Genomic DNA, 21,642 nt, shown 5'->3' on the forward strand with positions numbered 1-21,642 from the left:
TTGGGGCAGCCCGCTAAGTTAATCAAACAAATAAGTAATTATGATTTATAGCAGGCCCTGCTCTTTATAGAATTTTTCTGCACCAGGGTGTAAGGGGGCAGATAAGCCATTTTTCACCATGTCTTCTTTAACGAGGTGACCTAAAGCGGGGTGTAAGCGTTTGAAGTCGTCGAAATTATTAAATACGGCCTTCACTACTTCGTACACTACGTCGTCATCTACGTCTGCAGAGCTCACAAAAGTCGCCAACACACCGTATGTGGGGATATCATTTTCATTATTGGGATACAGACCACCCGGAATATCTACCTTAGCGTAGTAAGGATACTTTTCTACCAACTCATCTACAGCCGGACCGGTGAGCTCAACAATCTGTGCACCACATGTGGTGGTAGGATCTTGAATGTTTGCGGAAGGATGGCCTACACCGTAGAAAAAACCATCAATTTTGCCATCACACAGCGCTTGGCCATGCTCATCAGGACGTAACTCAGATGCTAAGGAGAAGAAGCTATTATCAAGGCCCATGGCGCCAAGTAGCTGATCCATGGAGGCTCGGGTACCAGAGCCGGGATTACCCACGTTAAAGCGCTTGCCTTTAAGGTCTTCAAACTTTTTTACACCGCTATCTTTACCTACTACTACGGTAAAGGGCTCAGGGTGAATAGAAAACACAGAGCGTAATTTATCATAAGCGCCAGACTCTTTAAACTGGCCCTCACCATTATAAGCGTTATAACCTACGTCTGATTGCACCACGCCTAGATCTAACTCACCCGCTTTAATGGTATTGACATTAAATACAGAACCACCTGTGGACTCTACCGAGCAACGTAAACCGTGATCTGCCCGGTCTTTATTTACCAAACGACAAATAGCACCACCGGCACCGTAGTACACACCCGTCACACCACCGGTACCAATACTGATGAACTCTTGTTGTGCAGCTGCGGGCAATGGCGCTAGCATCATGGCGCTAAGTGCTGCACCTAAGCTTAATGTGAGGCCTTTAGTACGCAGGGTTTGTTTTAAAGTCTTACGCATATTTGTATCTCCTATATGGCAGTAAACACCAAAAAAGCGTTACTGCCCCTATTGTTTACTAGCATGATGTTACATTACTGCATGCAAAGTAGCACCGGTGATTTCCCTAGGGAAAACCTCGTTATTTTTTATTTTTCACACCAAAACAATGCTCAAGGGTAGGAAAATCTCCGCTACGCACATCATCGGCGTAGGCTTGGGCTGCGTCACGTATTACGCTCGCAGCATCGCCAAAGTTTTTCGCAAAACGAGGAATACGATCACCACTCAACCCTAAAATATCTTCGGTGACTAATACCTGCCCATCACAAGCAGGTGAGGCGCCAATACCTATGGTGGGTATGGCCAACTCTTCAGTAATGTGACGCCCTAAAGACTCGGCTACGCCTTCAATCACTACTGCAAAAGCCCCTGCTTCTTGATGCGCTTTGGCATCCGCCAAAATGCGTTCTGCGGCCTCTTCACTCATGCCTTGGGCTTTGAAGCCGCCCATGGTGTTTACGTATTGTGGCATGAGTCCTACGTGCGCTAATACCGGCACACCGCGCTCGGCTAGAAAACGAGTAGTATCGGCTAAAGGCGATCCCCCTTCAATTTTTACGGCAGTAGCACCACTGTGAGCCAATAGGAAAGCGGCATTTTCAAAGGCTTGTTGGGGTGAAACTTGATAACTACCAAAAGGCATATCAATGACTACACAAGCGTGTTGAGTAGCACGCACCACCGCGGCACCGTGATCAGCCATCTGCTGCAGAGTAATGCCCAGCGTGTCTGTCATGGCATAACCTACCATGGCTGTGGAATCCCCCACCAAAATCAGATCTAAGGCAGGATCAATTAAGCGAGCAATAGGCGCACTATAGGCAGTCAGGCAAACAATTTTTTTGCTACCTTTATAAGCCATTAGCTCAGGAACTGTACGGCGTTTGATTTCAGAATGTACACTCATGTATTCGACCTTTAAAAACTATTATCTTTGAAAATTACTAAAACACTAAACCTTACCATGCCAAATATAGACAATAGCACCTTAAATGACTGGCTATATGAAACCGGCTCACTGACTGCGCGCTTGAAAAAGCTCAGTAAACAAAATTTTGAGGTACAACCTCTACGCGAAGGCTGGCTGCCCCTACGCCTAGACGAAGCTGAAGCGTTAAACGTACCCTTAGATACCCCAGCTTGGGTGCGCGAAGTGTATTTAAAAGGTCATGGTACCCCTTGGGTGTTTGCTCGTAGTATTGCCACCAAAGACTCTTTAGAAAAAAGTGACTTTCCGCTGGCCGCCTTAGGCACAAAGCCTTTAGGTGAAGTCTTAGCCTTGCATAAAGCCTTTGTGCGAGGGCGGTTACATATATGGACCTACCCCGCTCGGTTATTACCTGCTCCCTACCAAAACCAGGACTGCTGGGCCAGACGCTCCTGCTTTAGTAAAGGGGATTTGCACGTATTGGTGTGTGAAGTGTTTTTACCCGATCTATGGCGCTTTGAAAGCCAATCGCGCCGCCCGTGATGCAAAAATAAGCAATACCGGTAGCATAGCAAAAAGCATAAACAATAAGCGCGCACTAAGCTGCGTATAAGTACTATCTATATCCAAACCCACCTCAGTGGTAATCACACCGGCCACCGCTATGCCTATAGACACCGCATAAAGCTGCATAGTAATCATAGCCGCTGAAGTGAGATTTTCTTGGCCTGAAGGTGCCACTTGAAAAATACGCGTCACTAAATGTGGCCCCACCACTCCCAGACCTAAACCCACACTAAACAAAAGTATACCTAGCACCCAGCATAATTCTATGTAATTACTTAAAGCCGGTAACGGTAAAAACAGGGCTAACAATGCCAAAGATAGAGCAGAAAATAGCGGCCCTATAATAAAAAACTTATTTGCTGATGTGGGCACTAATCTTACCGTGCTTAGTGCCCCTAAAGCCCACCCCGCTGGAATAAGTGCTGTCATATAACCCGCCCAGACTGGCGACAGACCATGAATATCTTCTAAATAATACGGCACAAACACCGCAATACTTAGCACCATGCTCATTAACGCAAGGCTGGCATAGAGACTGCCTAAAGGCTCACTTAACTTATAACTATTAGGAGGGAATAAGGCGGTATGGGGATGGTTAATATCATCACGTGAAATACCATACAAAATGGTTAATACAATCACTAAAGATAAGGCCGTTATGAGCAAAGAAATGCTTAAACTTCCAAAGGCAATGACCACCACAGACCACACCAACAGAGCCGCTTTGAATAAAGGCACATGAGGTAGAGGCTGCTCATAACTTTCCTCGCGCGGCTTAAGGCTCATAAACACTAAAAAAGCTACCACTACCGCAACCGGTATAGTAGCAATAAAAGCCAGACGCCACTGGCCACTTTGAGCAAACATTCCACCCACCGCAGGCCCTGCTAACGCTGCCACACCCCACATACTTGATATAAGAGCCGTCACACGCAACCACAAAGACTCTAAAAACACCATGCGTATCGCAATATAACTTAACCCTAACAGTAAACCACCGCCTAAGCCTTGGATGCTGCGCGCACCTAATAAATAATAAATATTTGTACTAAGCGCTGTGCTTATAGAACCAATAATAAACACTAAAATTGCTAGTAAAAAAGCACCTCGTAAGCCAAAAAAACTAATGAAACTGGTAGATAAAGCCACGCTTAAGATAGAGGCAGCGATAAACAAGCTGGTGGCCCAGTTATAGAGCATTAAGCCACCTATGTCTTTAATTATGGAGGGCAAGAGGGTGTTTATGGCATTTACATTAATGGCATATAAAGCAACACCACCACATAAGGCCAACACACGCAAACTATTAAGGCCGCAAAATAAAGTGCCCCAAGAGGCTGACTGCTTTGTTGTTGTCATTTTTACTCCCCCTGCATGGAAACAAAAACCCGCCGTAGCGGGTTAAGGAAGCTGCAGCGAGTTGGGTGTTACAGCGCTTCTTCTAAATACCCACGTAGTTTTTTTAACGCAGCAGACTCAATTTGACGAATACGCTCAGCTGAGACACCGTATTCAGCTGCTAATTCATGCAAAGTTAAGCCTTTATCATCTTGGAGCCAGCGCATTTCTATAATACGGCGTGAGCGCTCATCTAGCCGCTCTAAGGCATTCTCTAAGCCCGGGCCTTGTAACTGTATATTAGCACGCTGCTCTAGAACTTCGGATGGCTCTAGCTGATCACTATCAGATAAATAAGAAATGGGCGCAAAGTTAGCATCGTCGTCGTCATCACCGTAAGGAGACTCTAATGCCATTTCAGCGCCTGACATACGTAACTCCATTTCAGCTACGTCTTGAGGACGCACATTAAGCTCACGCGCAATATCATCCACTTGATCTGGGTCTAAAGTTTCACCATCTGTAGGACGCATGCGGCGTAAATTAAAGAACAATTTACGCTGTGCTTTAGTGGTGGCTATTTTAACTAGACGCCAGTTACGAATCACAAACTCGTGAATTTCAGCGCGAATCCAATGCATCGCATAAGACACTAAACGTACACCACGCTCAGGGTCAAAACGTTTCACGGCTTTCATGAGCCCAATATTACCCTCTTGGATAAGATCAGCATGTGGCAAGCCATAACCCAAATACTGGCGCGCAATAGAAACCACCAAGCGCAGATGCGACATGATGAGATCGCGGGCAGCATCTAAATCACCGTCTTTTTGTAAACGACGGCTTAACTCTAACTCCCGCTCTGGGGTGAGCATGGGCTGCTGGTTTACGGCCGTAATATACGCTTCTATAGTACCCAATGCTCCGGGGTTGGATACAGCAGCCGCTAATTGATTATTTGGGATTGCCAATGTATTTGTGCTGTTGGTCATGTTGTGTCCTTTCAAATAGCTTACTCCTTAACCTAAACGTATTTTGCTTTTTAATGCTTTTTAACTGTGGTGATTATTCTAATTTTACCACTATATATGCTATATTAGACCTAAAAAGCCGCTTTAAGTTCAATTAATACACTTTTTTACGCTTAACTAACTAATTGTTTGGCATGATGCGCAATGTGATCTTTGATAAAGCTCATAATGAAAAAATACCCATGATCAAAGTCGTCGTGGCGGCGTAAATTAAGAGGCTGATCGACTTTAAGGCACGCTTCTTCAAACACATGTGGATACAGTTCACGCTCTAAAAACTGATCTGCCAAACCTTGATCTATAAGAATGCCATTGGGAAAAGGCGCTTTAGTCTGCTGACCCATAAGATGGCTGGCATCGTAAGCCTCCCACGCGCTGCGATCAGTGCCTAGGTAACCAGTAAACGCTTTTTCTCCCCACGGGCAACGCGTGGGTGCAGCAATGGGCGCAAAGGCCGATACCGACTTAAACAGTTCAGGATGACGCTGTGCCAGTACCAAAGCCCCATGCCCCCCCATAGAATGACCAAAAATGCCTACGCGGGCCGCATCACCGGGTAAATCGGTGGTGACCACTTTTAATAGGTCTTTGGTAATATACGATTCCATACGGTAATGCTTGGCAAAGTCCGGTGTAGTAGCATCTAAATAGAAACCGGCACCTGTACCAAAATCCCAATTATCGTCTTCACCCGGGGCACCCGCACCACGGGGGCTGGTGTCAGGCATGACTAGCATTAAGCCATGCTCAGAGGCGTGCTGCTGTGCAGCGGCTTTCGTGGTGAACGTGTCTTCGGTACACGTTAAGCCAGCTAAAAACATGAGCACAGGTAAACGGGCTTCGGCCGCATGATCAGGTACATACACCGCAAACTTCATGGGCAAACCAATCTCGGCGGAATGATGCTGATAATAACGCTGCCAGCCATTAAAACAGCGGTGCTCGTTAAGTAGTTCTAATCCCTGTGTCATGTAAATCTCCTTATTAATACATCACCACGGAGCGAATGGATTCGCCACGCTTCATCATCTCAAAGCCTTCGTTGATTTGATCTAAACGTAAGTGATGTGTAATTAAATCATCAATATTAATTTTGCCTTCCATGTACCAATCAACAATTTTTGGTACATCGGTGCGGCCACGTGCGCCACCAAAGGCAGAACCTTTCCACTCACGACCTGTAACTAACTGGAAAGGACGCGTAGAAATCTCAGCGCCAGCCTCTGCTACGCCAATAATTACGGACTGACCCCAACCACGATGCGTACACTCTAAGGCTTGACGCATGACCTCGGTATTACCAATACACTCATAGGAGTAATCAGCACCGCCGTCTGTAAGTTGAATGATGTGATCTACCACGTTTTCTACTTCGTTGGGATTAACAAAATCTGTCATACCAAACTGGCGACCTAAGGCTTCGCGGGCGGGGTTAATGTCTACACCGATAATTTTATCTGCACCCACCATCTTAGCGGCTTGAATAACGTTTAAACCAATACCGCCTAAGCCAAACACCGCCACATTTGCGCCTGCCTCAACTTTGGTGGTGTATAAAACCGCACCTAAGCCAGTGGTTACGCCACAACCAATATAGCAAACCTTATCAAAAGGGGCGTCTTCGCGTATTTTGGCTAGGGCTATTTCGGGTACCACGATGTGATTAGCAAAAGTGGAAGTCCCCATGTAGTGATGAATGGGCTGGCCATCAATGCTAAAACGTGAGGTGCCATCAGGCATTACCCCCTTACCTTGCGTGGCACGAATAGCGGTACAGAGGTTTGTTTTCTGAGATAAACACGATTTACATTGTCTGCACTCCGGCGTGTAAAGCGGAATTACGTGATCACCCGGCTTCAAACTAGTAACGCCAGCACCCACTTCCATCACTACACCGGCACCTTCATGACCTAAAATAGCGGGAAACAAGCCTTCAGGGTCAGCACCGGATAAGGTGTATAAATCAGTATGGCATAAGCCCGTGGCTTTAATTTCTACTAAAACTTCACCGGCTTTAGGGCCTTCAAGCATTACGTCTTCGATGGTGAGAGGAGCGCCAGCTTTCCAAGCGACTGCGGCTTTGGTTTTAATCATTGTTAATACTCCTGATAAGGAATGAATTTATATTTATGGTAATTCTAATTCTGCAAAAATAGGGGCGTGATCGGACAATTGCGTCCAGGGACTACCTTGTAATACGCGAGCATTACGTACGGCAAAACCGCGTTGATAAATACGGTCTAAGCGTAACCAAGGAAATACTGCAGGGAATGTGCGCGGTGGCGGGATCATACGGGCCGCACCATGTGCACCTAATTCAGGGGTGGGTGTAATAATTCTACTGTCTTTGCGACCACCCATGCTGTCTCGTAACCAGCGCACTGGTTTAGTGAGCTTAAACATACGCCGCTGATCAGCATTGGGGGAAAAAGCAAAGACTTCATATAAATTTAGTTGTTCTACAAACAGCGGTGCCAGTTTATTGCTCCAGTCATTAAAATCACCCGCAATGATAAGTGGCTCATAAGGCGGCACCATATCTTTGATACGTTGCACCAACGCCTGCGTTTGACGAGTACGACCTTTAGCAAATAAACCCAAGTGCACCACTATGCAATGCACTGGCTGACCACCCACCTCTATGACAGCGTGCAATAAACCACGCTGCTCAAGACGATGATCAGAGATGTCTTGGTTTTCATACTGCAATATGGGAAAGCGCGACACCAAGGCATTGCCGTGATCCGTATGCTCACGCATAGCGTTAAGACCATAAACGGCCTGCATATCAAGAGCAGCCGCTAAGGACTCATGCTGCGCATCTAAGGAGCTTTGCTGCTGGTTACGCCCTTGCACCTCTTGAAGAAACATGAGGTCGGGCGATAAGTTGTAGAGTCCGAGCCGTAAGTCTTCTAAAGATTCACGGTTGCCAGTGGCAGTACGACCTTTATGAATATTATAACTAACGACTCGAATTCTGGACACAAAGCACCTTTAAAGAAGAGCAACTAGGCAGTAGGTTTAGGCTCCGTAGGGCGTAAACGAATGTGCAACTCTTTGAGCTGCTTTTCATCTACTGCAGAAGGCGCATCAGTGAGCAAACACTGGGCGCGCTGGGTTTTGGGGAAAGCGATTACATCACGAATAGAGTCTGCCCCTGCCATCATGGTCACCATACGGTCTAAACCAAAGGCTACACCACCATGCGGAGGCGCGCCATATTGCAGCGCATCAAGTAAGAAACCAAACTTTTCACGGGCTTCTTCTTCACTTATGCCTAAGGCAGCAAACACTTTGTTTTGTACATCAGCGCGATGAATACGTACAGAGCCACCACCCATCTCCCACCCATTTAACACCATATCATACGCTTTAGCTAATACCTGCGTGGGATCAGTGGCTAAGAGGTCTTCGTGCCCCTCTTTAGGACTGGTGAAGGGGTGGTGTGCCGCCACATACCGTTTGGCCTCGGCATCGTACTCAAACATGGGGAAATCAACCACCCATAAAGGCTTCCAACCCGCGGTGTACAGACCGTGCTTACGACCGTGCTCGCTGTGGCCAATTTTGATACGTAAGGCGCCCATGGCGTCATTCACTACAGTGGTTTTATCAGCACCAAAGAAAATCAAATCACCATCTTGGGCACCGGTGCGCTCTATCAGCTTAGTGAGGGCTTCATCGTGGATATTTTTAACAATAGGAGACTGTAAACCGGTGGGGATGGCCGTGGCATCATTCACTTTAATGTAAGCCAGGCCTTTGGCTCCATAAATACCTACAAATTTGGTGTACGCATCAATTTCACCCCGGGTGAGCTCACCACCGGCGGGCACACGCAAAGCCACTACGCGGCTGTTAGGATCATTTGCAGGAGTAGAAAACACCTTGAAGTCCACATCAGCCATCAAATCTGCTACATCGGTAAATTCTAAATTAACACGCAGATCTGGCTTATCGGAACCAAAGCGGTGCATGGCTTCTTGCCATGTCATAGTGGGGAACGGCTTAGGTAGCTCTACTTCCATGACGGTGCTAAAGACATGGCGCACCATCTGTTCAAAAATCTCGCGGATTTCTTCCTCATTGAGGAAAGACACCTCACAATCAATTTGGGTAAATTCAGGTTGGCGATCAGCACGTAAGTCTTCGTCACGGAAGCATTTGGTGATTTGATAATAGCGATCAAAACCCGATACCATCAGCATTTGTTTAAATAGCTGTGGGGACTGGGGTAAGGCAAAGAATTCACCGGCATTGGTACGTGAAGGCACGAGGTAATCACGGGCGCCTTCAGGCGTGCTTTTGGTAAGCATAGGAGTTTCTACATCGATGAAGCCTAGATCATCTAAATAGTTACGCACGGCTCGCGTGACCTTGTGGCGCAAAATCAGATTTTTTTGCATCTGCGGGCGACGCAAATCCAAGACACGATGTGTTAAGCGCGTGGTTTCGGAGAGATTCTCATCATCCAGTTGGAATGCGGGCGTTACGGAAGGGTTCAGAATTTCAATCTCTGTACACACCACCTCCACTTCACCGGAGGGTAAATCTGGATTAATGGTGCCCTCGGGGCGCTCACGCACTTCGCCCGTAATACGCAGACAAAACTCATTGCGGATGCGCTCAGCAACAGCGAACATCGCCTCATTATCGGGATTGACCACCACTTGCGCTAGGCCAGCACGATCGCGTAGATCAATAAAAATAACACCACCATGATCGCGGCGGCGATGCACCCAACCAAATAATGTGACGGTCTGACCCAGATGCTGGGTGTTTAAGTCGCCAGTGTAACAAGTACGCATCTAAGATAACTCCAGTAGATATATAAATTATTATGTTTTATCAGCAGGGCTAGACGAGGCCGGTGAAGGCGCATCGCCTCCTTTAAAATCCGTCTCGTACCAACCCGTACCTTTAAGCTGAAAACCTGCCGCCGTCACCTGTTTTTCATAGGTGGACTGATGGCACTTAGGACATTCCGTTAAAACGGGGTCAGACATTTTTTGCAATACGTCTTGCTCGTAATTACAAGCACTGCACTTATACGCATAAATAGGCACAGCTTTTTATCCTTTTCTTTTCATTTTATATTAAGAACATAATAGCGGATACAGTGGTAGGTACTGCGGCCGCTAATAACAAACGTAAAGGGGAAATCGCCCCATCCGGAAAGCAACCTTTCAAAATAGAAAAGCCAGCGGGGTTTGGGGCGTTAGCAATCACGGTTAAACCACCACCGGTAACCGCACCTGCTACCAGCATATAACGCCACATCTCATTGGTGCCCTCAACCAAGGAACCTAAATACGTAAGAGCGGCATTATCAGTAATAGCGGTTAAAGCAGTAGAACCTACAAACAGTACATAAGGTGACATGCCACCGAGTAAATCTTGCAGCCACCATTTTTGCAAACCACCTAAAATGACCAAGCCGGCTAAGAAGAAACCCACCATTAGCCCCTCACCAATCATAAGGGGATTTTGGTATTTACGATAGGCAGTGGCATAACCAATAAACATCATCAGTAAGCCTAAGAAAATCACCACATGGTGCGCCGACAGCACAATAGCCACTAAAAACATAACGTGAATGGCCATCACCACTAAAGGCACATCGGGACGCTTTTTCTTTTCAAGTGGCTCCGGAATAGAGTCGGGTGTTTGAGCTAATACACTACGGCTTATAAAAGTCAGCAAAGCCGCATTAATAATAACCGCAACCGCAGCACGCCAACCAAAGTGTGTGGCCATGTAGGCGGTATCCCAATTAAAGGTTTGAGCTACCATTAATACTGGTGGCGCCGCATAAGACGTGAGCACCCCACCAATGGAAACGTTTACAAACAAAACGCCTAAGGTTATGTATTTAAAAAAAGCGCGACCACTTTGCTTGAAATATTGATCGCGTAACATTAGAGCGGCTAGCGTCATGGCGGCGGGCTCAGTAATGAGCGAACCAAATAGCGGCACCAAAGACATGGTAATAAAAAACAGGGCGTATTCATTACGCAGTGGCATGATGTTTGCTACCACTTTCACTATTTTTGTGACCATTTCTAAAATCGGTCTACTGGCGGCCACCACCATAATGGCAAACACAAAAGCCGGCTCAGTAAAGTTACGGGAATCCATGTACTCAACCGCATTATCTAGGCCCACAAACACCGAGATAAATACAATTAATACAAAAGCCCACACTCCAAATACCGCTTCCACCTCGGAAAGCAAATGCCACAAACCTGAGTGTGCACCTCCCTTATTTGCTAACCGGGCAAACACAGGGACTGAAAAGGTATGAATAATAGCAACCGCAAAGAGTATAGTTGCTACGAGTTCCATGGTGGTTGGCATCTTATCTCCATTTTTTTTAACGCCTAAACAAGCTAAATGTTGATGACTTCTCTATGAAAGGGAAAAATTATAACAGCGTTCCGGCTAAGGCTGCGACTACTAACAACACGCCTACCGTCATATTGGCTCTAAATAAGGGTAAACCTGATTCTCTGCGCTGCGGATCAAACTGATGAATTTGCCAAGCTAAATGAAGTCCTATAGCCACCATCACTACAAAATATCCCCAGTGCATTTGCATGGCATACCCGGCCCACAGCCATAACAACAAGGTGATGGCATAAAAGCTACCCAACCACTGTTTGCCATTATCACCAAAACGTATAGCCGCCGATTTTAAACCCAGTTTTAAATCATCTTCCATGTCTATGTAACCGTAAATAGCATCATAAGCAATTTGCCACGTAACGGCCCCTGCCCACATGGCAATGGCCGCTAAGGGCACCATGTTTTGGGTATCAGACCACGCCATTAACATACCCCAATTAAAAGCAATGCCCAATACGGCCTGCGGCCAATGGGTGAAGCGTTTGCATAAGGGGTAAATCACCACTAAAGGCACCAGCAACAAAGCCAACCAACGGCTATAGCTATTAATAGCAAACAACAACAGCCCAGCTACCAGCAACTGCGCAAAAACAAAAATAAGCGCATTGCGCATACGTAACTGCCCACTAGTGAGCGGTCTAAAGCGCGTGCGCTCGACTTGATGATCGAAATCACGGTCAAAAATGTCGTTAAAGCAGCAACCTACGCCGCGCATTAAAAGCGCACCTAGGGAAAAAATGAACAAACGCCATAAATCAGGCCAGCCTCCCGCCGCTTGAATCAGCGCCGCAATACAAGGCAATAAGGTAAGCCACGTCCCTACCGGTCTATCTAAGCGGCAAAGACGAGCATAAGGCCCCCAGGACTCAGGCAAATACTTTGCCACCCAATCATCTGGGCGCATATCTGCTAAGTCTGGGCGTGCGGCAGTAGTATTAAACTTGCTCACGAATCAATGCACCTAAAATAGCAATGCCTTCATCGATACGGTCTTTGCTCACCGTAACAAAACTCAAACGGAAGGTATTAGTTTGGGGCACGCCGGTGGCATAAAAAGGCTCACCTGGCACAAAGGCCACATGCCGCGCTATTGCCTGATGAAGCAACTCTTGAGCATTGATGTGCATTGGTAAGGTAACCCAAATAAACATGCCGCCTTCGGGCTTAGTCCAAGCCACCTCAGCGGGAAAATGCGCATCCATTGCATCTAGCATGTATTGGGCTTGTTTTTTGTAAAGCTCTCGCACTTCTGGCAAATGTTTTTCTAAAAAATTATTTTTAATGGCTTCATAGACTGCCATCTGCGTTACCGTAGGAGAATGTAAATCTGTAGCTTGTTTAATTTGCACAAGCTTATCAATAATAGCCACCGGTGCAATTACATAGCCCAACCGCAAACCTGGCGCTAACACCTTCGAAAAAGAGCCTAAGCGTATAACAGTAGCACCCACTTTACGGCCTAAATGCAGCAAACTTGGCTGAGGCTCACCCACATAGCGCAGCTCACCGTAAGGATCATCTTCTACAATAGGAATACCTGCAGCTGCACAACGCTCAACCAGTTCTTGGCGGCGCTCATTACTTAAGGTGCGGCCAGTGGGGTTTTGAAAATTAGGCAGGGCATAAATAAAACGAGCCTCTGCGGCTTTAGCTTCAGACACCTCAGCAGGAATCAAACCCCCTTCATCGGTATTAATAGACACATACTCGGGTTCAAACACAGAAAAAGACTGCAAGGCACCTAAATAAGTGGGAGATTCAACTAAAACCTTGCTGCCGCTATCGATAAACAACTTGCCGAGCAAATCTAAGGCTTGCTGTGAACCGGAAACAATAAGCACTTCATTAACATCAACTTTGACATCGTCTGTGCTGAGATCTTCAGCCACCCACTCACGTAAAGGCGTATAACCTTCAGTGGGGCCGTACTGCAAAGCTTCACGACCTTCATTTTCTAAAACCGTATTAAAGGCTTGCTGTAACTCGGATATAGGAAAACCGTCAGCTGAGGGTAAGCCACCCGCAAAAGAAATGATTTCTGGTCTAGTGGTGACCTTTAGGATTTCTCTGATAGCAGAACTGGTGAGCTGATTGGCCCGATTAGAAAAGGTATAAGCAGTATGAGAATCCATGACGTGACGAGAACCCTAAATAAAAAACAATAGATATAAAATAGCAACGATGGCTAATAGATTACAGTAATAATCTTGAAGCGTGAATAGCGATGCTATTTTTGCTGCACGGCCTGTTCAGCACGAATCTTTTCACTCATACGACGGCGGAACAACAATGACCCCTTATCAGAGGGTAAACTTAAACGCGCGCCCTTAGCATCCATCCCTTTTTGCACCGCTTCTAGCACGACCTTATCTTCACTAAAGGCCGCGCGTACATCGTGATTAAATACCTTAGAAACGCTCTCATCATTAGGACTGAAATTACGCAACTGAAACCAAAAATAACGGGTGTTTTTCTCATCAATAGGCGTGAGAAAATTATAGGAATCCATTAAAAACACATCAGGGTGCGATACCGCGTTTTCATCGCCTGTACCAGCAGGGGTGAAAATAGCACGAATGACGGCATGGCCTGGGTAGCGCATTTCGTATTGCTGTTTACGATCACACTTACCTTCAAATTTCACAAATTTTTTATAAAAAGGCGATACCTCAATATTACGTAACCAACGTGAAACCGTAACGCCATTATCTGCCTCTTCGACTTCTAAAGGCACCCCAATAAGATCATCACTCCCAAAAGAAGATTGATGCACCCAAGTAACGTGCGAGGGATCTAAGAGATTGTCTGTAATATAAAGGTAATTACAGGCCATTTCCATGGCATCACCACTGTTAACGCCCCAGGCGGGATCATCCCACTCTTTAATCTGCAGAATTTCATCTGTATTGGCTTTTTCAGGAGCGCCCATCCAAACCCAAATTAAACCATAACGCTCTATCGCTGGAAACGAACGCACCATAGCTGCTGCCGGAATCTCAGTGGCAGTTGGGGCACCCACACACGTACCTGAACAGTCAAAACGCAAGCCATGGTAACCACATTCAATGCTATCGCCCTGCACGCGCCCCATAGATAAAGGCAAACGACGATGCGGACAGGAATCTTCCAACACCACCACGGTGTTGTCTTGCTTTCTGAACAACACTAAAGATTGATTAAGCATTTTGACAGCAAAAGGCTGACGGTTAATATCCGTAGCTAAGGCTGCCACATACCAGGCATTTTCTAAAAACATAATAGATTACGACTATATAAAAGATAAGGTACTTAGATATTAACTAGGCAGAGCACCTATATGCAACCGCTTTTGCCGCCACGCAGTGGGAGAGGCGCCATAACGGCGTCTAAAAGCATGACTAAAGGTGGCAACATCTTTGAAGCCATGTTGATAGGCTAGTTCTGAGATAGGACGATTATAGTTGGGATCTGCTAGATGTTGGCAGCTGCTCTCAAGACGTTGACGTTGTATGTAATCAGCAGGCGTTAAGTCTTGACTGCTAAATAAATTATACAAATAACGTCGTGAACAGTTAAACACCGTACATAACTTTTTAACTGTTAACTCAGAACTATCTAAATGCTGTTGTATATAGTGCTGTATTTTCAACAGCTCAGCCTGATGTAAAGTCACGGGGTCTGCATGAGCACTGGCATCTAGGGCTTCAATAATTTGTGCGCCAATTAGCTGTAAAATAGCATTTGACACCACTTCAGAAGCCACTCCAGACAGCACATTACGCTGCGCTAAGGCCGTTGTTAATAGTTGGAGTAATAAACTACCACAGCCCTGAGTACTATCAAAGGCTTGCGCCAATGCTGCCTGTAAATAGGGCTGCTCTAGAGAAAGTAAGCTGTGCTCTATTTGCAAAACTAAAAAATGTGAGCCATCCCCTACCTGCACACTGTAAGGCTGATTTGCATCGTAAATAGCCCATTGGCCGGCTTTGAGTGTAGTACGCCTATTTTTTTGAATAATCACACTCGTGCCTGCAAGCTGTAAAGAGGCTTTATAAATGGCTTTTTCAGAACGTGCCACTAAGGCAGAAGTGCGGGTTACGGTAGTGGCATTCATGTGCAAATTAGAAATCACCAAATCACCAATCTTGGTATTGGCAGCCCTATACGAAAAAGGAGCCGTATTGCCAATTTTAATTTCTAAAGGTAAGAAGGTCTGCTCCACAAAATCACGCCACGAGCCTACAGTTTGAAATTGAGTGAGAGCTGTATCGAGTGTCATATTTTCCTCGCATGTCTAGCATGTAACTGACATCTATCGACCCACCCTACCATAAAGATAAGTAGAAGGCTCTAGGCCTTTTCCCTGTAATTTTTCTGTTAGTTTCTGCCGCTCTACCGCTACATCATCAAAACGATGAGGCCTAGAGGCACCTACCTCAGCAGCTGTAAATAAACGGAAATTATTGTTTTTATATTCTTCCGCACTATATTTAGCCACAATCCAGTTTAAGACTTCAGCTAACTCTGCATTATTAATTTGTGATTGCGAGGCACCCGGCACGCGTATCATATAAGAACGCCCTTCTGCTAGGCGAGTAAATAAGCCAATAGAGTTTACAAAACTAGGAATACCTTTAGTTTCAGCGCCTTCGCCATCAAAGCGATGACAGCCAGCACACTGCAACATGTAATCTTTAAAGGCTGACTCATTATTCAAATAGTATTTTAATTGCTCAGCATTAGTGGCTGGTATGGGTTTTTTGGCATGTGTAACTCCGCTTATCAACGGCAGCACACTAAAAACTGCCACCAAAAAAAATGACTTCATTATTATTAACTCCCATGAAAATAGGGTGGAATCGTTCTAGCACACAAACCATTCCACCCAACGTTTAGTTTTTAGCTAAACCAATCAACACGGAGGTGGTGCAATGGAACGTGCTGTTCTCATTAGACATACACCAGTTCACATCATTGTGTAAGAAAAACTCATAACCAGGGCGTTCACGAACGTGAGTCGCACAACTACAGCGACTGCATGCTGTTTTACCGCAGCAATCGTTATAACTGATTAAGTAATCTTTTCCATCATGCGGGTTATGACATGTGCCCACCCAAGAAAGTGGTGACGGCGTAGAACCTGGAGGGCAGGTATTTACGGTACCACCACAACATGAGCATAAAAACCCATCTACAGCGCAATAACGCCAGTAATCACAAGACTCCAACTCTTCACGGCTTGCTTCCTCTATATCCAAGCCTGTTCTTGTATTAGCCGCAGCACGTGATACCGGTAACACCGGTAAAATTGCTGAAGACGCCACCATCACTTTACCTAGGGTGCTGAGCACACTACGGCGTGAGGACCGATGCGCTAAATGGCGCGAAATCTTCTCTCCTACGTTATCCAGCCAATGCATTTTCTTTCTCCTTACGTGAAACATTCACCTCAGTAAGCTCAGCGGTTTGGGACTCTGTGTTACGTAAATATTCCTGTACAGAACCCACGTTTAAGTCTTTAGCGGTAAATAAACTTTCTAATTGTTCGCGTGAATTAATTAAACCTTTGGCGTTAATTTTGCCGTTTTCATCCATTAACACCGCATAAGGCAATTTACTTATATGAAAGCTCATGCCTAAATTTGTGGATAATAAATACGGAAAAGGATCTAAATTTGCTTGTTTATAAAAGGCTAAATGCTCAGGCATTTCACCATCACTGGCCAACACCACGCGCAACCAAGATTTTTCTTTTTTGGCAATAGAACGCAAAATAGGTATGAGTTTTTTGCATACTGGACACGTAGGCGATATGAAAAACAACAGCTGACTGTGCTCTGTACGCATACCTATGGTTTGAGGGCGTCCAAATAGATCATTTAATTCAAAGGTGGGCGCCGCATCGCCCACCTCCGGACCACTATCCATAGATAATGCTCCCATAGGGGCCACGCGCTCATAGAGCACGCCAATTTGGCGCGATAACGCCAACACCACGAGTATTAATGCTATTAGAACTACCCACAGCACCACATTAGAAATAACTAACGCTCCCATTTACATCTCCTTCAGTTTTTGTAATTTTACGTGGGACTCAATTAGCTGATTGACAGCAAAATACAAGCCCAGCATAGCCAGAGTAGAACCAAAAAAAGTGAATCCATCTACCCAGCTTAAATGGCGTTCAGTAAAAAAATGTGAGGGAATAAAAAATAAACCAATCACACTTAACAATAAGCCATTGCGTACCACTAACCACCACGATAAACCTGCGCTCTGCTCTTTAAGATTGCCACAACCGCAGGCTACATTGGTGTGGCCGCGTAATAAGTTGAGTGCCACTCCTGCTGTAGCACAACCCACCACAAATAACGCCAATAACGCACCATAGAAACGTAACTGCGGAATCAGTAACAGCACCGCAGCCGCTAGCTCTGCCACCATAAAAAGTATGGCAAATGGCTTACTCAAGCTAATAGGTAAAAGCCTATACGCCAATATGGCGCCTTCAAATAAATCAAGATGACGTAATTTGTCTATGCCACCAATCAGCAATAGGGCTGACAAGCTAGCTGCTGCCATATATATGAGTAAAGGGTCCATGGCCTACCCTCCTTGGACTGCAGGGTGAGGCTCGGCCTGTAAGGACGTTTCCCCGGCGTTTTCTATGGTTTTAATTAACTTAGGCTCGGCACTGCTAATATCAAAAATACTCACATTACCGCCGTCAATGCCGATAAGACGATTACCCGGCTCATCAATAGAGATAGACAGCAAATCTAGCCCCGGTACCCGAGCAATGCGCTCTTTGCTCTCTAAATCAAATACCCAAATTTCAGCTGCTGGATTTTTATGTGTGCCCTCTTCACCATCTGGGTGCATAAGCACATACATACGATTACTGCCCGCGTGCGTGGCAAGTAAGTTATATCCACCCGGCGTCCAGCCAGCCGCTCTGTCTTCTTCACTTAAAATGGACCAAGATGGCTTCAAACTAACCTCTTCACCTTCAAAACTAGCTGGATAAATATTGCCGTAAAAAGAGACAAAATAGGCATCGCTACCTACAAAGCCTGGCGTAATGAAAATGGGGTCATCTTGGGTAGAGAACATTTTCTCACTACGATGTTGCTTAGCAATTTGGCCCTTGTCATCAAGGTCAATCGTTAATAAAGTGCCATCACCGCAAATAGTGGTAAAGCTACGGGGTTTATTGGGCAAGGGATTTACACTCCAGCAGCCCGCGGTTGACGTTAGCTCGGCGACGTGCTCCCCTTTTTCTATGTCTACTATTCCTACTGACGTGGCAGGGGTGGCATTTTGGAAAATAATTAACTTACCATCGCTAGACTGACGGAACATACCACGGTAATTTAAACCTTGAATGCGGTTATTTGGCAAAATAATTTCTTTTTCAAAATTTAACCCTAGGGCATCCCAGATCTCTACGGTATCGGTACGCTTACCACGAGTGACGCGCTCATGATAGGTGGTCATGGTGTAGATTTTCTTACCGTCGTGGGAGACTTGCATGTGGCCATTAAAACTGGTGGGTATCATGCCTAAAAACCGCCCGGTGTCACCATCAAAAATATGCACTCGGCTTTCCGATAAATGATTAAACACCGCATCCATCACATAAATACGGTTTTCAGCATCTTCTGATAACTTATGGCCTCCGGTAAGGGTTTCTTGAGGAGCGATGGTGGTTTCTACGACTTCTACGTTTTGCGCGTTGGCAGCAAAAGCGAAAGTTCCCACTGCCGCAGCTAATGTGAGCTGCAGTCCGCGTTTTTTTATGCGTTTCAGTTGCATGTTTTTCTCCTTTTTTGGCAGATTGACTCTACCGACTTATCTATTTGCTTATTTGTTTATTTATTAAAAAATAAAGGCATAACGTAATTGCACGCCGCTCATCTTGGGTCCATATTTAACCTTTAGATCATGGGCATAACGCAGCTGTAACTGATTTTGATTGTTAAGCTGATGGGTTAAATCTAGCGCTAGCTGATGATCATTGGCGGCACCAGAGACTTTTTCACCATTGATTTTTTCATCGCCCCCTGTCTCGTAGCGATAACGCAAACCAATCACCGTATCAGGCGTGATATTGGTAGAAGCAAAAGCCATTAAGCGTACGGAGGGATCTTTTTTTAAGGTGGTGCCGTAGTAATTTTTGTTTTTGCCATAAATCTCAAACTCCGCCATGGCTTCTAAGTATGAGTTTTTACCTATACCTTGAGAAAAAGCAAAATCTTGAATAGTGCTCCAACGGTTCGCCCCCGGTGATACGTCTGCTCGTGAAGCTTTGTAACGCCCAGTAGGGGCTACGATAAATGGCTCCCAAGCAAAGTACGTACGCGTTTCATCATTGTTGTAAAGCCAAACCGCAGCGCCTAGGTTCACATCGCCCACACCCGTCAGACTTTCTCGAGGAAAGCCATTGCCTTTTAAAGTGGCTTTACTCATGGGCACAATAATTTCGTACTGTACAGTTTTACCGGCAAGCTCACCGTAATACATCTGCCTATAGATGCCGTAATGCACATCCAACTTAGGTGCACCCTCAATACGGTGGCCGTTGTCATACATGCGGGTGGCTTTTTCATAGCCTGCATAGCCGGCGATTATATGAGTACCTACTGGCGCTGGTAGCCAATCACGAGTGCTAGGATCTGCCCAGCTCACCGCACTACTTAGCATTAGCGCTGACCCCACCAGCGCTATTCGTTTTTTATGCTTCATTTCTGTCTCCTGGTGGTTGTGGGCTACTTAGGTTTTATTGGCGTAAGCCACACAAACGGATTTACTTTCTAGATAAGACTCCACTGCAGCCTTACCATGCTCACGCCCCATGCCAGACTGTTTAAAACCACCAAACGGCATATGTGGATCCAGCACATTATGCGCATTAACCCAAACCGTACCGGCTTTTATACCCGCCACTAAACGGTTTACGCGGCTAATATCATTACTCCACACACTAGCACCTAAGCCATACTCAGTTTGATTAGCCAACTGCAGCGCTTCTTTTTCATCAGTGAAGCGATTTGCCACTAATACTGGCCCAAAGATTTCTTCTTGAGCAATACGCGCTCCAATATCTACATCCGCAAATACCGTAGGGCGTACAAAGAATCCCTCTGTAGGACGATCAGTATTACGGGTTACTTGGCGGCCTTCGCTTTGGCCTATTTTTATGTACTTTTCTACACGCTCTTTTTGACGTGCAGAAATTAAGGGAGCAATTTCAGTGCCTTCTTGCGCACCAGCACCCAACACCATTTTATCTGCTAGGGCGGCTATACCATTTACTACTTCTTCGTAAATACCGTCTTGTATATAGAGTCTGGAGCCGGCGGTACATACCTGTCCTTGGTTAAAGAAGATGGCATTGGCTGCTCCTTGTATGGCTTGCTCTACATCGCAATCATCAAAAATCAATACGGGTGATTTGCCGCCAAGCTCTAAAGCCACACGTTTAGTATCTTTAGCCGCTTGCTGGGCAATGATTTTCCCAACCTCAGTGGATCCAGTAAAAGAAATCTTATTAACTAAAGGATGGGCGGTTAAAGCTGCTCCTGTTACATCGCCTGTACCAGTAATTACGTTAAATACACCTGCTGGAAAACCGGCTTCTATGGCTAACTCAGCTAAACGTATGGCGGTTAAAGGGGTTTCTTCAGCTGGCTTTAGAACCAAAGTACAACCTGCGGCTAAGGCTGGGGCCATTTTCCAAATAGCCATCAATAGGGGGAAATTCCACGGCACAATAGAGGCAACCACGCCCACCGGCTCTAAGCGCGTGTAAGCGTGGTAACTGGTATCGGGAGGAAAGGGAAAAGATAAATTAAGTACATCACCACCCACCTTAGTGGCCCAGCCTGCCATGTAGCGCAGCCACTGGGCGCTGGAATAGACTTCTAAACCATAAGAGAAACTTAATAGTTTGCCGTTATTTGTGGTTTCTAAGAGCGCTAGCTCGTCTGCATTTTCTTCTAATAAATCGGCTAATTTCAACAACAAGCGTTCGCGCTGCGCGGGTAGCATGGATGCCCATTCGGAATCAGTAAAAGCGTGATGAGCTGCAGTTACTGCTTGGTCAACCCCAGCCGCTCCGGCTTCACCTTGGTGGGCAATGACTTCGCCGGTGGCGGGATTATATACGGGTATGCGTTTAGCATCTGGTAACTGTACTGCTTTACCATTAATGATCATGTGCTCGCGTACACCTTGAACCGTGTTCTCTGCCATATCTTTGTCTCCGTGTTAGTTATAAATTTCAATTATTAACACTTAGTATAGGTA

At 45.8% G+C, this 21,642-nt stretch carries 22 protein-coding genes; 1 reads left to right on the forward strand and 21 read right to left on the reverse strand.

The window, feature by feature from the left end; genetic code table 11:
- Nucleotides 1–45 precede the first annotated feature (45 nt).
- Entirely contained in the window at nt 46–1,044 is a 999-nt protein-coding gene (locus AC2UZJ_RS07300; protein ID WP_486949475.1) for a TAXI family TRAP transporter solute-binding subunit, read from the reverse strand.
- A 121-nt stretch (nt 1,045–1,165) separates the two neighbouring features.
- Entirely contained in the window at nt 1,166–1,993 is an 828-nt protein-coding gene (gene panB / locus AC2UZJ_RS07305; RefSeq protein ID WP_486949476.1) for a 3-methyl-2-oxobutanoate hydroxymethyltransferase, read from the reverse strand.
- 57 nt (nt 1,994–2,050) lie between these two features.
- Between panB and AC2UZJ_RS07310 the strand changes: the two genes are divergently transcribed.
- The gene (locus AC2UZJ_RS07310) at nt 2,051–2,557 is read left to right on the forward strand and encodes a chorismate--pyruvate lyase family protein (protein WP_486949477.1); all 507 of its coding nucleotides are present in this window, start codon (nt 2,051–2,053) and stop codon (nt 2,555–2,557) included.
- Here the strand turns inward: AC2UZJ_RS07310 and AC2UZJ_RS07315 are convergent.
- From AC2UZJ_RS07315 to AC2UZJ_RS07405, 19 genes are all read right to left on the reverse strand, one after another.
- Nucleotides 2,522–3,940 (reverse strand): MFS transporter, encoded by a 1,419-nt coding sequence (locus AC2UZJ_RS07315; protein WP_486949478.1) that lies wholly within the window; start codon nt 3,938–3,940, stop codon nt 2,522–2,524. The genes AC2UZJ_RS07310 and AC2UZJ_RS07315 overlap by 36 nt on opposite strands.
- 68 nt (nt 3,941–4,008) lie before the next feature.
- Nucleotides 4,009–4,911: an RNA polymerase sigma factor RpoH gene (gene rpoH / locus AC2UZJ_RS07320; protein WP_486949479.1), complete on the reverse strand. Its 903-nt coding sequence runs from the start codon at nt 4,909–4,911 to the stop codon at nt 4,009–4,011.
- 152 nt (nt 4,912–5,063) lie between these two features.
- Nucleotides 5,064–5,921, reverse strand: coding sequence for an S-formylglutathione hydrolase (gene fghA / locus AC2UZJ_RS07325; protein WP_486949480.1), 858 nt, complete (start codon nt 5,919–5,921; stop codon nt 5,064–5,066).
- Between the two features lie 13 nt (nt 5,922–5,934).
- Complete coding sequence (locus AC2UZJ_RS07330) at nt 5,935–7,041, reverse strand: S-(hydroxymethyl)glutathione dehydrogenase/class III alcohol dehydrogenase (protein ID WP_486949553.1); 1,107 nt, start codon at nt 7,039–7,041, stop codon at nt 5,935–5,937.
- Nucleotides 7,042–7,077: 36 nt separating this feature from the next.
- Entirely contained in the window at nt 7,078–7,935 is an 858-nt protein-coding gene (locus tag AC2UZJ_RS07335) for an endonuclease/exonuclease/phosphatase family protein (RefSeq protein ID WP_486949481.1), read from the reverse strand.
- A gap of 23 nt (nt 7,936–7,958) precedes the next feature.
- Nucleotides 7,959–9,758 carry an aspartate--tRNA ligase gene (gene aspS / locus AC2UZJ_RS07340; RefSeq protein WP_486949482.1) on the reverse strand — a complete coding sequence of 600 codons (1,800 nt, stop codon included), beginning with the start codon at nt 9,756–9,758 and terminating at the stop codon, nt 7,959–7,961.
- Nucleotides 9,759–9,788: 30 nt separating this feature from the next.
- The gene (locus tag AC2UZJ_RS07345; RefSeq protein ID WP_486949483.1) at nt 9,789–10,016 is read right to left on the reverse strand and encodes an FmdB family zinc ribbon protein; all 228 of its coding nucleotides are present in this window, start codon (nt 10,014–10,016) and stop codon (nt 9,789–9,791) included.
- 25 nt (nt 10,017–10,041) lie between these two features.
- Nucleotides 10,042–11,307, reverse strand: coding sequence for a putative Na+/H+ antiporter (locus AC2UZJ_RS07350; protein ID WP_486949484.1), 1,266 nt, complete (start codon nt 11,305–11,307; stop codon nt 10,042–10,044).
- 67 nt (nt 11,308–11,374) lie between these two features.
- Complete coding sequence (gene ubiA, locus AC2UZJ_RS07355) at nt 11,375–12,259, reverse strand: 4-hydroxybenzoate octaprenyltransferase (protein ID WP_486949554.1); 885 nt, start codon at nt 12,257–12,259, stop codon at nt 11,375–11,377.
- A gap of 31 nt (nt 12,260–12,290) precedes the next feature.
- Complete coding sequence (locus tag AC2UZJ_RS07360; RefSeq protein ID WP_486949485.1) at nt 12,291–13,487, reverse strand: aminotransferase-like domain-containing protein; 1,197 nt, start codon at nt 13,485–13,487, stop codon at nt 12,291–12,293.
- 95 nt (nt 13,488–13,582) lie between these two features.
- Nucleotides 13,583–14,611 carry an aromatic ring-hydroxylating dioxygenase subunit alpha gene (locus tag AC2UZJ_RS07365; protein ID WP_486949486.1) on the reverse strand — a complete coding sequence of 343 codons (1,029 nt, stop codon included), beginning with the start codon at nt 14,609–14,611 and terminating at the stop codon, nt 13,583–13,585.
- Between the two features lie 39 nt (nt 14,612–14,650).
- The gene (locus AC2UZJ_RS07370) at nt 14,651–15,613 is read right to left on the reverse strand and encodes an AraC-like ligand-binding domain-containing protein (RefSeq protein ID WP_486949487.1); all 963 of its coding nucleotides are present in this window, start codon (nt 15,611–15,613) and stop codon (nt 14,651–14,653) included.
- A gap of 33 nt (nt 15,614–15,646) precedes the next feature.
- Nucleotides 15,647–16,162, reverse strand: coding sequence for a c-type cytochrome (locus AC2UZJ_RS07375; protein WP_486949488.1), 516 nt, complete (start codon nt 16,160–16,162; stop codon nt 15,647–15,649).
- A gap of 64 nt (nt 16,163–16,226) precedes the next feature.
- The gene (locus AC2UZJ_RS07380; protein WP_486949489.1) at nt 16,227–16,754 is read right to left on the reverse strand and encodes a methylamine dehydrogenase light chain; all 528 of its coding nucleotides are present in this window, start codon (nt 16,752–16,754) and stop codon (nt 16,227–16,229) included.
- Complete coding sequence (gene mauD / locus AC2UZJ_RS07385; protein ID WP_486949490.1) at nt 16,738–17,391, reverse strand: methylamine dehydrogenase accessory protein MauD; 654 nt, start codon at nt 17,389–17,391, stop codon at nt 16,738–16,740. Before mauD ends, AC2UZJ_RS07380 begins: the two co-directional genes overlap by 17 nt.
- Nucleotides 17,392–17,937, reverse strand: coding sequence for a MauE/DoxX family redox-associated membrane protein (locus AC2UZJ_RS07390; RefSeq protein ID WP_486949491.1), 546 nt, complete (start codon nt 17,935–17,937; stop codon nt 17,392–17,394). It lies immediately after the preceding gene.
- Between the two features lie 3 nt (nt 17,938–17,940).
- Nucleotides 17,941–19,149: an amine dehydrogenase large subunit gene (locus AC2UZJ_RS07395; protein WP_486949492.1), complete on the reverse strand. Its 1,209-nt coding sequence runs from the start codon at nt 19,147–19,149 to the stop codon at nt 17,941–17,943.
- 63 nt (nt 19,150–19,212) lie between these two features.
- On the reverse strand, nt 19,213–20,079 hold the full coding sequence (locus AC2UZJ_RS07400) for a transporter (protein ID WP_486949493.1): 867 nt from the start codon (nt 20,077–20,079) through the stop codon (nt 19,213–19,215).
- 27 nt (nt 20,080–20,106) lie between these two features.
- Nucleotides 20,107–21,588, reverse strand: coding sequence for an aldehyde dehydrogenase family protein (locus AC2UZJ_RS07405; protein WP_486949494.1), 1,482 nt, complete (start codon nt 21,586–21,588; stop codon nt 20,107–20,109).
- Between the last annotated feature and the right edge of the window lie 54 nt (nt 21,589–21,642).

The sequence above is a fragment of the Paenalcaligenes sp. DL 309 genome, assembly GCF_057475285.1.